Raw genomic sequence first — 11930 nt, forward strand, 5'->3', positions numbered from 1 at the left:
TGCAAGGAATCGGGCGTTCTCAGGCGCGGCGCCGCGGACGGACAGCACGGTCCTCACCGCGCGCGCGTTGCAGGAAGAGCCGCGTTCTGTCGTTGGCGGGGTTGCCAAATATTGCGGCGGCGCTGCCGTGCTCGACGATCACGCCGCCTTCGGTGAAGAACACCTCGTCGCTAATGTCCTCCGCAAAGCGCATTTCATGCGTGACCAGCACGCAGGTCTGTCCTTCGTCGGCGAGTTCGCCGATCACGTTCAGCACTTCGCCTACCGTTTCCGGGTCGAGTGCCGAAGTGACTTCGTCGAACAGGATCAGATCGGGCCGCATTGCCAGCGTGCGGGCTATCGCCACGCGTTGCTGCTGGCCGCCGGACAATGCACCCGGATACGCACGGGCTTTGTCCGCGAGACGCACCTTGGCGAGCAGCGCGTGCGCGTCGCTTTCGGCTTCGGCACGCCTTCGCCCGAGCACGCGCATTGGCGCGATGGTCAGGTTATCGAGCACGCTCAGATGCGGAAACAGGTTGTACTGCTGGAACACGAAGCCGATGCGCTTGCGCAGCGCAATGCGTTGGGCGTCGGTCTTCTGCGCGCGCACGTCGATCCCGTCGACGTGAATGTCGCCGCTTTGCGGCGCGATCAGTCCGTTGATACAGCGCAGAATCGTCGACTTGCCCGAGCCGGACGGTCCAATGATCGACACGGCCTGTCCGCGTTGAACGGACAGATCGATACCTTTGAGCACCGCTGTGCTGCCGTAGGAGAGATGCACGTCGCGCAGCGCAAGTAAAGCGCCGCCGCCTTGCCGGGCGGCTTGCAGCGCGTCGCTACCGGCAACGGCCGGCGGCACCGCCGCGAGCACCGCGTGTTCTTCCAGTGCGATACGGTTCATAGCGCCTCCGTGAGTGGTGTTTCCGAACTGCGTGCGACGGCGTTGCGACGCGTGAGTGCAGCGACCGCCGCCGCGAGTCTCCGCGCGCCCTCCACGAGCGCGCCGCGCTCAGCGACGAACGACAGCCGGAAGTGATCGGGCACGCCGAACGACGTGCCGTCGACGACTGCGAGACCATGGTCGTACAGCAGGTACTCGACGAAATCCGCATCGCTGAGGATCTGGCGACCACTTGCGGTTGTCGAGCCGATCAGCGCACTGCAATCCACGAACGCGAAAAACGCCCCTTGCGGCGCGACGCAACTCAGTCCTTCGATGTTCGCCAGCGCGTCGAGCAGCAGATCGCGCCGCTCGCGATACGCCCCGACCGACTCGCGCACGAACCTCTGATCGCCTCGCAACGCGGCGGCGAGCGCGGCCTGGCCAACCGACGAAGGCGCCGACGTGGATTGAGACTGGACGATCGTCATCGCGCGGATCAATTCGACAGGACCGGCGCCGTAGCCAATACGCCAGCCTGTCATCGCAAAAGGTTTCGAGCCGCCGTTGACGATCAGCGTGCGATCCGCCAGATCGGGCGCAAGCGTCAGCCAATGTTCGCGCGAGCCGTCGTCGAAACGAATGTGCTCGTAGATTTCGTCGAGCAGAATCCACACATGCGGATGACGGCGCAGCACGGCTGCAAGCCCGCTCAATTCATCCGCGCCATACACCGCGCCCGACGGATTCGACGGCGAATTCAGGATCAGCCAGCGCGTGCGCGGCGTGATCGCCGCCTCGAGACGCGCGGGGGTCAGCTTGTAACCGTCTTCTCGCAGCCCGGCGATCTGCACCGGCGTGCCGTCGTTGATCGACACCATCGCGGGGAACGATTGCCAGAAAGGCGCGGGAACGATCACTTCGTCGCCGCTCCGAAGCGTCGCCGCGAACGCGTTGTAGATCACATGCTTGCCGCCACTGCTCGCGATGATCTGCTCCGCGGGGTACGTCAGGCCATTTTCGCGCGCAAGCTTGTCTCTGATCGCGTTGCGCAGATCCAGCGTGCCCGCCTGCGCGGTGTATTTCGTTTCTCCGGCGGCCAGCGCGGCGATGGCCGCCTGCTTGATCCACTCCGGCGTGTCGAAATCAGGCTCACCCGAGGTCAGCTCGACAACCGTGCGGCCGCTTGCGGCCAGCGCCTGCGCGCGTGCCTTGGCCGCAGCGTTGGGCGCGATGCCGATGCGCGCCGCGCGCTCGGAGAGAATCAGTTTCGTCATTCGTTCGGTGTCCTGTCGTGAATGCGAGTCGGTAATGGCAGCGTCCAGACGGGGCGCCCGGGCGCCGTTGCACCGGACCAGCAGCAGACGATTTTAGGAACACAAAAGACATTCGCGAACCAACGAATGTGCGAAACCTTATCAAGCGATCTGCTATGTGAGCGAAACAACCGCGGCAGCGCTCGTAGCCATGCTTTAGCGTCCGCGCGCTTTGCTTAGCAGATTCATTTCGTTTGTTTCGCGCCAATCTTGCTCTAGGGTATGCGACTGCAATGGCGCGTTCGCTGTAGCGTGCGTGCGCGCCCGACCCCACACCATTCATCCGATCGCTCATGACATTACTGAAAGCGGCAAGACTCAAACGCTTCTCGCGCCCGGCGCTGATCGCTGCTACTCTCGCGGCAGCCGTCGGCTCACCGGCTCACGCGGACCAGACGCTGGACAAGATCAACGCCCGGCACGAAATTGCCGTCGGCGTGCTGATCGCCGGCAGCCCGTTCGGCTCACTCGATCCGCAAACCCAGCAGCCGCGCGGCATCAACGTGGATCTCGCGAACGACATCGGCAAACGGCTTGGCGTGAAAGTCCAGTTGGTGTCGGTACAACCTTCGACCCGTGTGCAGTTCCTGCAGCAGGGCAAGGTCGACATTCTGATCGCCAACATGGAATACAACCCGCAACGCGGCGAAATTCTCGATCACGTGCCCACGCCCTACTATCGCGTTGGCGGCACGGCGATCACGCCTAACTTGAGCGGCATTACGAAATGGGAAGATCTGCGCGGCAAACCGGTGTGCATCTCGCAGGGCAGCAGCTATATCCGGCCGGTCGTCGAGAAATACGGCGCGATTCCGCGCGCCTTCCCCGGCGCGTCGCAATCGTTGCTCGCTTTACGCGGCGGCAGTTGTGTCGCGGCAGTGCATGACGCTGCACCGCTGCTTTATCCGCTACAACAGCATGATCCCGAGTGGCGCGATTACCGGACCCTTCAACCGGAGCTCGAACCCGCTCCGTCCGTGATCTGGGTGCGGCAAGGCGAAAAGGACACGGCGGCCAGACTCGATGCGATTGTCCGCGACTGGCATAAGAGCGGCTGGCTGATCGAAGAGGAAGCGAAAAACGAGCTTACGCCGGCTTCGCCCGCGCTGGCTGAATGGCATCATCAGTTGCCTGCGGAGCAATGAGCGTGGCGACATCGTTTCGTGCACTGATCGACGCCACCGCACACGCCGGGCTCGACTTCCGCTTCCTGCTCGACGCTTATGAGCGCGTGCCGTTTCTGCAGGGCATCGTGGTGAGCATCGAGATCGTCGTATCCACCATGCTCGGCAGCGCGCTCGCCGGCGTTGTTCTGCTGCTCGCCTTGCGCGGCGGCAACCGCTGGCTCGCGGGCGGCGCGCGCGCGTTCGTCGAACTCACGCGCAACACGCCGACGCTCGTGCAGTTGTACTGTGCGTTTCTCGTGCTGAACATGCTGATCACGCAATGGCTGCGCGAGAGCCATGTCGACAATCCGTTCAAGCCGTTCTTCTGGGTCGTGCTGGTGCTGTCGCTGCATAAGGGCGCGTTCCATGCGGAAGCGCTGCGGGCCGGTTTCGACGCGCTGCCGTCGCAGACGCTCGAAGGCGCCGCATCGCTCGGCTTCGACCGCGCCACGCGCTTCTGGCGCATCGAGTTTCCGCTTGCGTTGCGCACGGCGTTGCCGGCGCTCGTGAATAATTTCGTCGAACTGGTGAAGGCCTCGGCGCTCGCGTCGGCCATCGCGGTAGGCGACATCACCTATCAGTCGATCATGATCTGGACGCAGCGGGATAACGTGCTCGCGCTGATGATTCTGATCCTCCTGTTCTTTGGCGTGCTGACCTGGCTGGTCAGCCTCGCGGGCCGCTGGCTCGAACGACGTCTATGGATTCCCGGCTATGGCGCCTAAAGCAATCGTCACTTCCACGCTGCCTGAAATCATTGCGAATCGCGAAGATGCGGCTCGCGGCAACTCCCTCACACGCGGCTTGACCTCGGGTGCAGCCGCAGCGCTCGGTGTGCTGATCGTCGGCGCGTTGCTGTGGGCTGCCGCGCCCGAATCCGGCTCGCGCAGCGAAACCATCGCACGGTTCGTCGAATGGACGCCCGCTCTCGCGCACGGTTTTGCATTGAATGTGCTGATCAGTCTGGGCGCGATTGCCATCGGCTCGATCATTGGTCTTCTGATCGGTGCACTCGCGCTGTCCCACTCGTTCGTTGGGCGCACCGCGAGACTGTGGGTGCAGGCGTTTCGCAACGCGCCGTGGCTGGTGCTCATCTACTTCACCACTTACGTGTTTCCATTCGAGTTCACCGTATTCGGCACGACCCTGCCCTTCCCCGATTGGCTCAAGGTAACACTCGCGCTCGCGTTGCCGGCGAGTGCGAACATTGCGGAGGTATTTCGCGGTGCGGTGGCGTCTATTCCGACTACCCAGTGGGAAGCCGCCAGTTCTCTCGCATTCTCGCGCAGCCAGATCCTGCTACATGTCGTGCTGCCGCAATGCGTCAGGCGGATGCTGCCGCCGTGGATGAACGTCTACGCGATCATTACCATGGGTACGGCGCTGTCTTCGCTCGTCGGCATTCACGATCTGATCGACACCGCGCAGATAGCGAGCAGCACGGTGGCTCGTTCGAGTTTCACCGTGCTCACGTATGTCGCCACGCTGGTGATTTTCTTTGGCTACTGCTATCCGATTTCGCAGCTCACGCGTTGGCTTGAGAAGCGGCTCATCTCCGCGTGACGCATGAACGGCGTACCAACGGCGCGCCACACCGACGAAGCCTTCAACGCACGAAAGCGTGAAGGCGCGATTTCTGAAAACTCAGCGGCGCACGAGCATGGCGAGCGAGCGGTGCGCCTCGAGTTGCCTGTCGTAGCCCGCCAGCGCGCCGTCCACGCGGCGCGTCAAAGGCGGCGTGGCCACGGTGGTCGCGTCGGATGGAAGCCGCGACGCGGAGACCGGCGTCGCGCCTCCCAGACAGTAGCCGACATTTCGCCGGGCGTTGATGCAGGTGCGCACTTTGCCGCTTTCGATCAGCGTGGCGAGCGCGGCTTCGACCGCTTTCTCCGACACGCCGAACAGACGGGCGAACGTCACAGCCGTATAGACGCGGCTGTGCCTCATTTTCAACATCAGACTCTCGATCAAAGGATCCATACTCGATAGCGTTCGGTCACTGCGGTTATGAAATGTGCGCCGCGGGCCGAAGCCGCGCACCGCCTGAATCAAAGCATGGCAGTGTTGGCGCGAATTTGGAAAGACCGAGTTCCGATATGGTTATGAAGCGCGCCGCACGTCGCAAATCATCGTTACGGGCGAAACGCAGTCTGGCAGCGTTTGCGGCTTGCGAGTTCGCGAATCTAAGTCATTGCCGACATATCGATGCCAGAATTCGTTAGTGGTCTCGAATGCACGGTCAATCGACAATGGAAAAGTCGGCCACGCGCTCTTGCTCCTTCGTTGCTGGCCCTTCCGCATTCGACCAGACCCATGAGAAACGATCCACCGCGCCAGTTGCATCTGAACGTCAACATCCTCCACTCGGGCTTCGTGCCCTCCGCCTGGCGAACCAGCGACGCGGATCCTCGCGCTTTCATCGATATCGACCACTACGTCCGCGTCGCGCGGATCGCGGAGGCGGCGAAGTTCGATGCGGTGTTTCTGGCCGACAATGCATCGATCGCCGACCAGATCGACTTCCGGCCGATCACGGCGCTGGAGCCGACCGTGCTGCTCGCCGGCATTGCGTCGGCCACGACGCATATCGGCGTGATCGGCACGGCGTCGACGAGTTATAACGAGCCGTATAACATCGCGCGGCGCTTCGCCACGCTCGATCATCTCAGCGCGGGGCGCGCAGGCTGGAACATCGTGACGACGGCCGATCTCGGCTCGGCGCGCAACTTCGGCCGTGAGGCGGTGCCCAATCATGCCGAGCGCTACGAACGGGCCGCCGAATTTACCGAGGTCGTGAAGGCGCTGTGGGATAGCTGGGAAGACGACGCGTTTATCGGCGACAAGGCGAACGGTCGTTTCGTCGATGCGGCGAAAGTGCATCGCATCGAGCATCGCGGCAAATACTTCAATGTGGACGGCCCGCTCAATCTGCCACGCAGTGCCCAAGGGCATCCTGTGCTGATTCAGGCAGGCGGCTCGGCGGATGGGCGTGAACTCGCTGCTCGCCACGCGGAAGCGGTATTCTCCGCGTCGCAGTCGTTCGACGAGGCGGCCGCTTACGCGCGAGAACTCAAATCGCGCGCCGCGGCATATGGGCGGGGCGACGACGCGATCCGCGTGCTGCCCGGACTCACCACCATCGTCGGCGCGACCGAAGCGCAAGCGCTGCGCCGTCGCGATGAACTGGTGGACCTGATCCCGTGGACGTACAGCCTCACCCGGCTCGCGGGCATTCTGGGCGTAAGCGCCGATCGCCTGAAACTCGACGAACCTCTGCCGGACGATCTTTCACTGCCCGGTGGCGGCAACGGCAATCACACGTTCTTTCATGCCACGCTCGCGCAAGCGCGCTCGAACGGCTACACGGCGCGCCAGTTGATCCGCGCGCTGGCCGGCGGTGGCGGGCACCGGGTGATAGTCGGCACGCCGGAGCAGATCGCCGACGACATCGAACACTGGTTCAAAGGTGGCGCCGCCGATGGTTTCAACCTCATGCCCGATGTGCTGCCGGGCGGCTTGCAGGATTTCACCGACGGCGTGGTGCCGCTTCTGCAACAGCGCGGCATTTTCCGCACCGAGTATGAAGGCCGCACGTTGCGTGAGCATTTCGGATTGCGGCGGCCCGTGAGCCGCCGCCTTTCTTTAGCGTCGTGAGGACAACCGTCGTACCACAGACACCAGCGCATCCACTTCATCGCAGGTGTTGTAGAACGCGAGGGACGGCCGCACGGTCGCTTCGACCCCGAAGCGTCGCAAGATCGGCTGCGCGCAGTGATGCCCCGAGCGGACCGCGATGCCCTCTTCGTTGAGCGCCTGACCGACTTCCTCGGTCTCGTAGCCTTTCAACACGAAGGACAACACACTCGCCTTGTCGCGCGCAGTGCCGATCAGACGCACACCCGGAACCGGTTGCAACACGCTCGTCGCATACGCCAGCAGATCATGCTCATAGCGCGCGATATTCTCGATGCCGACGCGCTGAACATAGTCGATGGCCGCGCCGAGACCCACTGCATCGGCGATATTGCCCGTGCCCGCTTCGAAACGATTCGGCGGCCGCTGGAACACCGTGCGCTCGAACGTCACGTCGGCGATCATGTTGCCGCCCCCCTGCCACGGCGGCATGTCTTCGAGGATCGCGCGCTTGCCGTAGACCACGCCGATGCCGGTCGGACCGAACACCTTGTGACCCGAGAACACGAAGAAATCCGCGTCGATGGCCTGCACGTCCACCCGCATGTGCGACACAGACTGCGCACCGTCGACCAACGCCTTCGCGCCGGCCCGATGCGCGAGCTCGACGATCTCCTTGACCGGCACCACCGTTCCGAGCGCATTGGACACCTGCGTGACGGAGACGATTTTCGTGCGGTCGTTGAGCAGCTTCCGGTATTCGTCGAGCAGCACCTGGCCACTGTCGTCGACTGGAATCACGCGCAGCTTCGCACCGGTTTGCGCGGCAAGCTGCTGCCACGGCACGATGTTCGCGTGATGCTCGAGATGCGACACGATGATCTCGTCACCCTCACCCACATGCTGCACGCCCCACGTTTTCGCGATCAGATTGATCGCTTCGGTGGTGCCGCGCACGAAGATGATTTCATCCGGCGAAGCAGCGCCGATAAAACGCTGCACCTTGCTACGCGCGGCTTCGTACGCGTCTGTCGCGCGGCCGGCCAGTGCATGAGCCGCCCGATGGATATTCGAGTTCTCATGCGCGTAGAAATACGCCAGCCGGTCGATCACCGCCTGCGGCTTGTGCGTGGTCGCGGCATTGTCGAACCACACCAGTTGACGGCCGTTCACGCGTTCCTGCAGGATCGGGAAGTCGCGACGGATGGCATTCACGTCGAACGGCGGATGGGCCGACGCTCCGGCATGCGGCACACCGTGCGGCTGTGCCGCGGAGCGTGACGAATCGTGAAGATCCAGAAAATAGTGCGAGCCGGCTGTGTGATCCGCCAGCGTCGGCGCCGGTGCCGTATGCGTGGCGGCCGAACGGTCGTAGGGGAAACGTTGCTCGGCAAGCGGTTCGTCGACACCGGGCAGACCGAAAGATTGCGCATTCACCTCGCTCCAGACCGGCACGACGATGTCGGGCGATGCCTTTGTCCCGGTGTGCGGCTGGCCGGTTTCGCCCAGGAAATAAAACGGTGACGCGGATGCCGGCGGGTTCGCAGAGCGAGGCAGACCATGCGACCCCGGCAGCCCCGGCGAAGCCGCCCCGCCGGCTGACGGCCGCTGCGCGCCATGCCCCTCGGGCACGCCTAGCGCGGCTCCGCCAAAGCGCGGATCGAGTGCGGGTGCAACGGTCACCACGCTATCGGGCAAACCGTTCGAGGCCGTTGCGTGAGGCGCCAACGCCGGCGCGCGGTTGCCCAGCGAGAGCACATGCGTCGGCGACGAGGGCAGCAGGTTGCTGCCGGGCACATGCCCTTGCGGCACCGCTGCGCCGGGTATCCCCGTGCCCGTGCCGCCGGGACCGGCGAGCGGCGAACCGGCGGGCGCCGGATTGCTGATCTCGCTCGTCAGCGGCGCGGTGAAAGGTAGCGTGCCGGCGACGCCGGGCGTCGCGCCCGATTGCGGCGCATATCCCGGCAACGCCGAGAAGAACGAATTCGCAAGAGACGCCAACGTGGCAGGATCGGGAAGACCCGCAGGCAAGCCGCCGGGCGGAGCGCTCGGCACATCGTGCGGCAGGACGCTATCCATGGGCTTACTTGTAGGTATCTGGGTAGTCATGGTACTTGCCGATCTCCACGTCATCGAGAACCGCCAGCGCGTCCGGCGAATGCACGGCGAGCGAGCAATAGAGCGAGATCAGATACGACGCGATCGCGTGATTGTTGATACCCATGAAGCGAACCGACAGACCCGGACCCTGCTCGCCGGCTACGCCCGGCTGGAACAGGCCGACCACGCCTTGGCGCTTGTCGCCCACACGCAGCAGCAGAATCTTGGTCTTGCCGTCGGCAACCGGCACCTTGTCCGACGGGATCAGCGGAATGCCACGCCATGTGAGGAATTGCGAGCCGAACAGGCTGACCGTCGGCGGCGGCACACCGCGACGCGTGCATTCGCGGCCGAAGGCGGCAATCGCGAGCGGATGCGTCAGGAAGAACGCCGGCTCTTTCCAGACCTTGGTCAGCAGTTCATCGAGGTCGTCGGGCGTCGGCGCGCCGGTCAACGGGAATACGCGCTGCTCTTCGGCCACATTCGCAAGCAGGCCGTAGTCCGGGTTGTTGATCAGCTGGCTTTCCTGCAATTCCTTGATCGTCTCGATCGTGAGGCGCAGTTGTTCCTTGATCTGGTCGTGCGGGCTGCTATACAGGTCCGAGATGCGCGTATGAACATCTAGGACCGTGCTGACGGCATTCAGGAAGTACTCGCGCGGCTGCTCTTCGTAAGGCACGAACGTGCGCGGCAGGATGCTTTCATCCTCGCGCGCGGTGCAGGCAGCGACCACCGCTTCGGGATTCTTCACCTGATTCAGGCGATAGATGCCTGCCTCGACCGGCAGCCATTGCAACAGATGGGTGAGCCAACGCGGCGTGATCGTGGAAAGCTGCGGAACAGTTTTGGTGGCATTGGCTAGTTGCCGTGCTGCGTTATCGCCGAGCGCCGTCAGGCCGCCCACTGTTGCTGTCATCTGAAGCTCCGGGGTTTGATAGAAGAAAAACAGAAAAGCTTATGAGCGGAACAGATTATCGAGAGGACGCCCCGGACCTTCAACATGCTATAGACGGCAAGCCAGGATCTAGCTCGCGGATGCGGGATCGACGAACGCCGCGGGCGCGAAGCCGGGAACGTTCGTCACGTCGGAAGACGGATTGAGCAGGTGCTCGATCGGCACCTGGAATGCGCGAGCCAGCTTGTCGACGGTGACGATCGATGCGATCGCCGAGCCGCGTTCCACTTCGCCGACATATGAGCGGTTGAGTCCGGCGTATTCGGCCAGTTGCTCCTGCGACCACCCGCGGGTCTCGCGAAGCCGCCGCACGGCGGCACCGAACTCACGTACGAGTCCGCTCATTACGCGGCTCCTGTCGCGATGGGAAGCGCCTCGGCATGATCGCGCGGCGCGTGCCCGGTGTTCACTGCGGTGCCCTCGTTGCGCGACACGGCCTGCGTGACGTGCGAACCGGGCGCGACGTCCTGCGTCAGCCAGACATTGCCGCCGATCACCGAGCCGCGGCCGAGCGTGACACGCCCGAGAATGGTAGCGCCCGCGTAGATCACCACGTCGTCCTCGACAATCGGATGACGCGCATGGCCTTTTTCGAGGTGGCCTTGCGCGTCGCGTGGAAAGCGTTTTGCGCCCAACGTGACGGCCTGATAAAGGCGCACGCGTTCGCCGATCACCGCGGTTTCGCCGATCACCACGCCCGTACCGTGATCGATAAAGAATCCCGCGCCGATCTTCGCGCCCGGATGGATGTCGATGCCCGTTTGCGCATGCGCGAGTTCCGCGACGATGCGGGCTAGCAGCGGCAGGCCCAGACCATAAAGCTCGTGCGCCAGCCGGTGATGGATCATCGCCAGCACGCCCGGATAACAGAGCAGCACTTCGTCTACGCTGCCGGCCGCGGGGTCGCCGTGAAACGCCGCCAGCACGTCGCTGTCGAGCAGACTGCGGATCGCCGGCAAACGCGCCGCGAACGCGCGCACCGCAATGCCCGCCTGCTCCTCGATCGTGGCAGCGGGCGGCGGCTGATGCCGGCTGCGGTAATGCAACTCGAGGCGTGCCTGGCTCAACAGCGCGTGCAGCGCGGCATCGAGCGCGTGCCCGACATAGAAGTTTTCGCTTTCCTGACGCAGATCGGGCGGACCCAGCCGCATCGGAAACAGCACGCCCTTGAGCGTATCGATAATCTGCGCGAGTGCTTCGCGTCCCGGCAATTCGCGCCCGCCCGGTTCGAGCGAGCGCTTCTGCACTTCCCGCCATTGCTGGCGAACGGTCTGAAGCGCCTCGACAATCTCATCGACATCAAACACAGCCACAGCGGTCACTCCTTAAAGTGCAGGGTGAACGATCCGGCGCGTCAATCCTGGATCCACGGCAGTCCGTGAAAGCGCCAACCGTTGCTGGCGCCACGCCGTTGCGCGGCGTCAAGCTCGCCTTCAAACCCTTCCAGAACGTTGAAAACCTGCGTGAAGCCTGCCTTCGCGGCGGCTTCCGCAGCCAGCGCGGAACGGTTGCCGCTGCGGCACAGCAGCAGCACGACGGCGTCCTTGCCCGTCTTGGCCTCCAGTTCGCGCACGAAGCGCGGATTGCGCGTCAGACTCGTCCCGGTCGCCCAGGCGACATGGAGGCTGTCGGGTACGAACCCGACGAACTTGCGTTCCTCATTGGTACGCACATCGACCAGCACGGCCTCGCCGCTCTGCACGAGTGCCCATGCATCCTGCGGCGACACGCCACCGGCGTAAGGCAGGCCGGCTTCTTCGGCACGGGAGCGGGCGGCTTCGAGCAGCGCGTGGGTGGGTCGTTCTACGAGTTCAAGCGTCATGACGTCTCCTTCGATATCGCGCGCATCCTTACGCGCCGGTTTCAAGGCAACGGCGAAAGCAACCGCCTATAGC

12 protein-coding genes are annotated in these 11930 nt (G+C 63.8%); 4 read left to right on the forward strand and 8 right to left on the reverse strand.

Annotation, left to right across the window (positions count from 1 at the left end; genetic code table 11):
• Window positions 1-19: 19 nt before the first annotated feature.
• Both ACOCG7_RS22545 and ACOCG7_RS22550 read right to left on the reverse strand, forming a co-directional pair.
• Window positions 20-886: an amino acid ABC transporter ATP-binding protein gene (locus tag ACOCG7_RS22545; protein WP_421380070.1), complete on the reverse strand. Its 867-nt coding sequence runs from the start codon at window positions 884-886 to the stop codon at window positions 20-22.
• Window positions 883-2142 (reverse strand): aminotransferase class I/II-fold pyridoxal phosphate-dependent enzyme, encoded by a 1260-nt coding sequence (locus ACOCG7_RS22550; protein WP_083083528.1) that lies wholly within the window; start codon window positions 2140-2142, stop codon window positions 883-885. Before ACOCG7_RS22550 ends, ACOCG7_RS22545 begins: the two co-directional genes overlap by 4 nt.
• 332 nt (window positions 2143-2474) lie before the next feature.
• Between ACOCG7_RS22550 and ACOCG7_RS22555 the strand changes: the two genes are divergently transcribed.
• The 3 genes from ACOCG7_RS22555 to ACOCG7_RS22565 are packed head-to-tail and all read left to right on the forward strand — an operon-like array spanning window position 2475 to window position 4910.
• A complete protein-coding gene (locus ACOCG7_RS22555) occupies window positions 2475-3326 on the forward strand; it encodes a transporter substrate-binding domain-containing protein (RefSeq protein ID WP_421380075.1) in 852 nt (283 codons plus the stop codon).
• Window positions 3323-4072 (forward strand): amino acid ABC transporter permease, encoded by a 750-nt coding sequence (locus tag ACOCG7_RS22560; protein ID WP_347143080.1) that lies wholly within the window; start codon window positions 3323-3325, stop codon window positions 4070-4072. The genes ACOCG7_RS22555 and ACOCG7_RS22560 overlap by 4 nt, the downstream gene beginning before the upstream one ends.
• Window positions 4062-4910 (forward strand): amino acid ABC transporter permease, encoded by an 849-nt coding sequence (locus ACOCG7_RS22565; protein ID WP_347143081.1) that lies wholly within the window; start codon window positions 4062-4064, stop codon window positions 4908-4910. Before ACOCG7_RS22560 ends, ACOCG7_RS22565 begins: the two co-directional genes overlap by 11 nt.
• 81 nt (window positions 4911-4991) lie before the next feature.
• On the opposite strand, the gene ACOCG7_RS22570 is transcribed toward ACOCG7_RS22565, so the two are convergent.
• Window positions 4992-5303, reverse strand: coding sequence for a hypothetical protein (locus ACOCG7_RS22570; RefSeq protein WP_223217537.1), 312 nt, complete (start codon window positions 5301-5303; stop codon window positions 4992-4994).
• Window positions 5304-5660: 357 nt separating this feature from the next.
• Between ACOCG7_RS22570 and ACOCG7_RS22575 the strand changes: the two genes are divergently transcribed.
• The gene (locus tag ACOCG7_RS22575) at window positions 5661-7001 is read left to right on the forward strand and encodes an LLM class flavin-dependent oxidoreductase (protein WP_083083523.1); all 1341 of its coding nucleotides are present in this window, start codon (window positions 5661-5663) and stop codon (window positions 6999-7001) included.
• Here ACOCG7_RS22575 and ACOCG7_RS22580 read toward each other — a convergent pair.
• The 5 genes from ACOCG7_RS22580 to ACOCG7_RS22600 all read right to left on the reverse strand — a co-directional run bounded on the left by ACOCG7_RS22580 (window position 6990) and on the right by ACOCG7_RS22600 (window position 11857).
• Window positions 6990-9089, reverse strand: coding sequence for a family 2A encapsulin nanocompartment cargo protein cysteine desulfurase (locus ACOCG7_RS22580; RefSeq protein ID WP_083083522.1), 2100 nt, complete (start codon window positions 9087-9089; stop codon window positions 6990-6992). The genes ACOCG7_RS22575 and ACOCG7_RS22580 overlap by 12 nt on opposite strands.
• Complete coding sequence (locus tag ACOCG7_RS22585; protein WP_083083521.1) at window positions 9064-9996, reverse strand: family 2A encapsulin nanocompartment shell protein; 933 nt, start codon at window positions 9994-9996, stop codon at window positions 9064-9066. Before ACOCG7_RS22585 ends, ACOCG7_RS22580 begins: the two co-directional genes overlap by 26 nt.
• A gap of 108 nt (window positions 9997-10104) precedes the next feature.
• On the reverse strand, window positions 10105-10380 hold the full coding sequence (locus tag ACOCG7_RS22590; RefSeq protein WP_083083520.1) for a helix-turn-helix domain-containing protein: 276 nt from the start codon (window positions 10378-10380) through the stop codon (window positions 10105-10107).
• Complete coding sequence (gene epsC, locus ACOCG7_RS22595; protein WP_083083519.1) at window positions 10380-11348, reverse strand: serine O-acetyltransferase EpsC; 969 nt, start codon at window positions 11346-11348, stop codon at window positions 10380-10382. Before epsC ends, ACOCG7_RS22590 begins: the two co-directional genes overlap by 1 nt.
• A gap of 41 nt (window positions 11349-11389) precedes the next feature.
• Window positions 11390-11857 (reverse strand): rhodanese-like domain-containing protein, encoded by a 468-nt coding sequence (locus ACOCG7_RS22600; RefSeq protein ID WP_083083518.1) that lies wholly within the window; start codon window positions 11855-11857, stop codon window positions 11390-11392.
• Between the last annotated feature and the right edge of the window lie 73 nt (window positions 11858-11930).

The sequence above is a fragment of the Paraburkholderia sp. DD10 genome (assembly GCF_049177125.1).
Lineage (GTDB): Bacteria > Pseudomonadota > Gammaproteobacteria > Burkholderiales > Burkholderiaceae > Paraburkholderia > Paraburkholderia terricola.

What these genes read in the sequence shown, in the direction of transcription:
- ACOCG7_RS22565 (WP_347143081.1), top strand. Translation starts at nt 4,062, where the DNA reads ATGGCGCCTAAAGCAATCGTCACTTCCACGCTGCCTGAAATCATTGCG.
- ACOCG7_RS22585 (WP_083083521.1), bottom strand. Translation starts at nt 9,996, where the DNA reads ATGACAGCAACAGTGGGCGGCCTGACGGCGCTCGGCGATAACGCAGCA.
- ACOCG7_RS22560 (WP_347143080.1), top strand. Translation starts at nt 3,323, where the DNA reads ATGAGCGTGGCGACATCGTTTCGTGCACTGATCGACGCCACCGCACAC.
- ACOCG7_RS22570 (WP_223217537.1), bottom strand. Translation starts at nt 5,303, where the DNA reads ATGTTGAAAATGAGGCACAGCCGCGTCTATACGGCTGTGACGTTCGCC.
- ACOCG7_RS22545 (WP_421380070.1), bottom strand. Translation starts at nt 886, where the DNA reads ATGAACCGTATCGCACTGGAAGAACACGCGGTGCTCGCGGCGGTGCCG.
- ACOCG7_RS22580 (WP_083083522.1), bottom strand. Translation starts at nt 9,089, where the DNA reads ATGACTACCCAGATACCTACAAGTAAGCCCATGGATAGCGTCCTGCCG.
- ACOCG7_RS22600 (WP_083083518.1), bottom strand. Translation starts at nt 11,857, where the DNA reads ATGACGCTTGAACTCGTAGAACGACCCACCCACGCGCTGCTCGAAGCC.
- ACOCG7_RS22555 (WP_421380075.1), top strand. Translation starts at nt 2,475, where the DNA reads ATGACATTACTGAAAGCGGCAAGACTCAAACGCTTCTCGCGCCCGGCG.
- ACOCG7_RS22590 (WP_083083520.1), bottom strand. Translation starts at nt 10,380, where the DNA reads ATGAGCGGACTCGTACGTGAGTTCGGTGCCGCCGTGCGGCGGCTTCGC.
- ACOCG7_RS22575 (WP_083083523.1), top strand. Translation starts at nt 5,661, where the DNA reads ATGAGAAACGATCCACCGCGCCAGTTGCATCTGAACGTCAACATCCTC.
- ACOCG7_RS22550 (WP_083083528.1), bottom strand. Translation starts at nt 2,142, where the DNA reads ATGACGAAACTGATTCTCTCCGAGCGCGCGGCGCGCATCGGCATCGCG.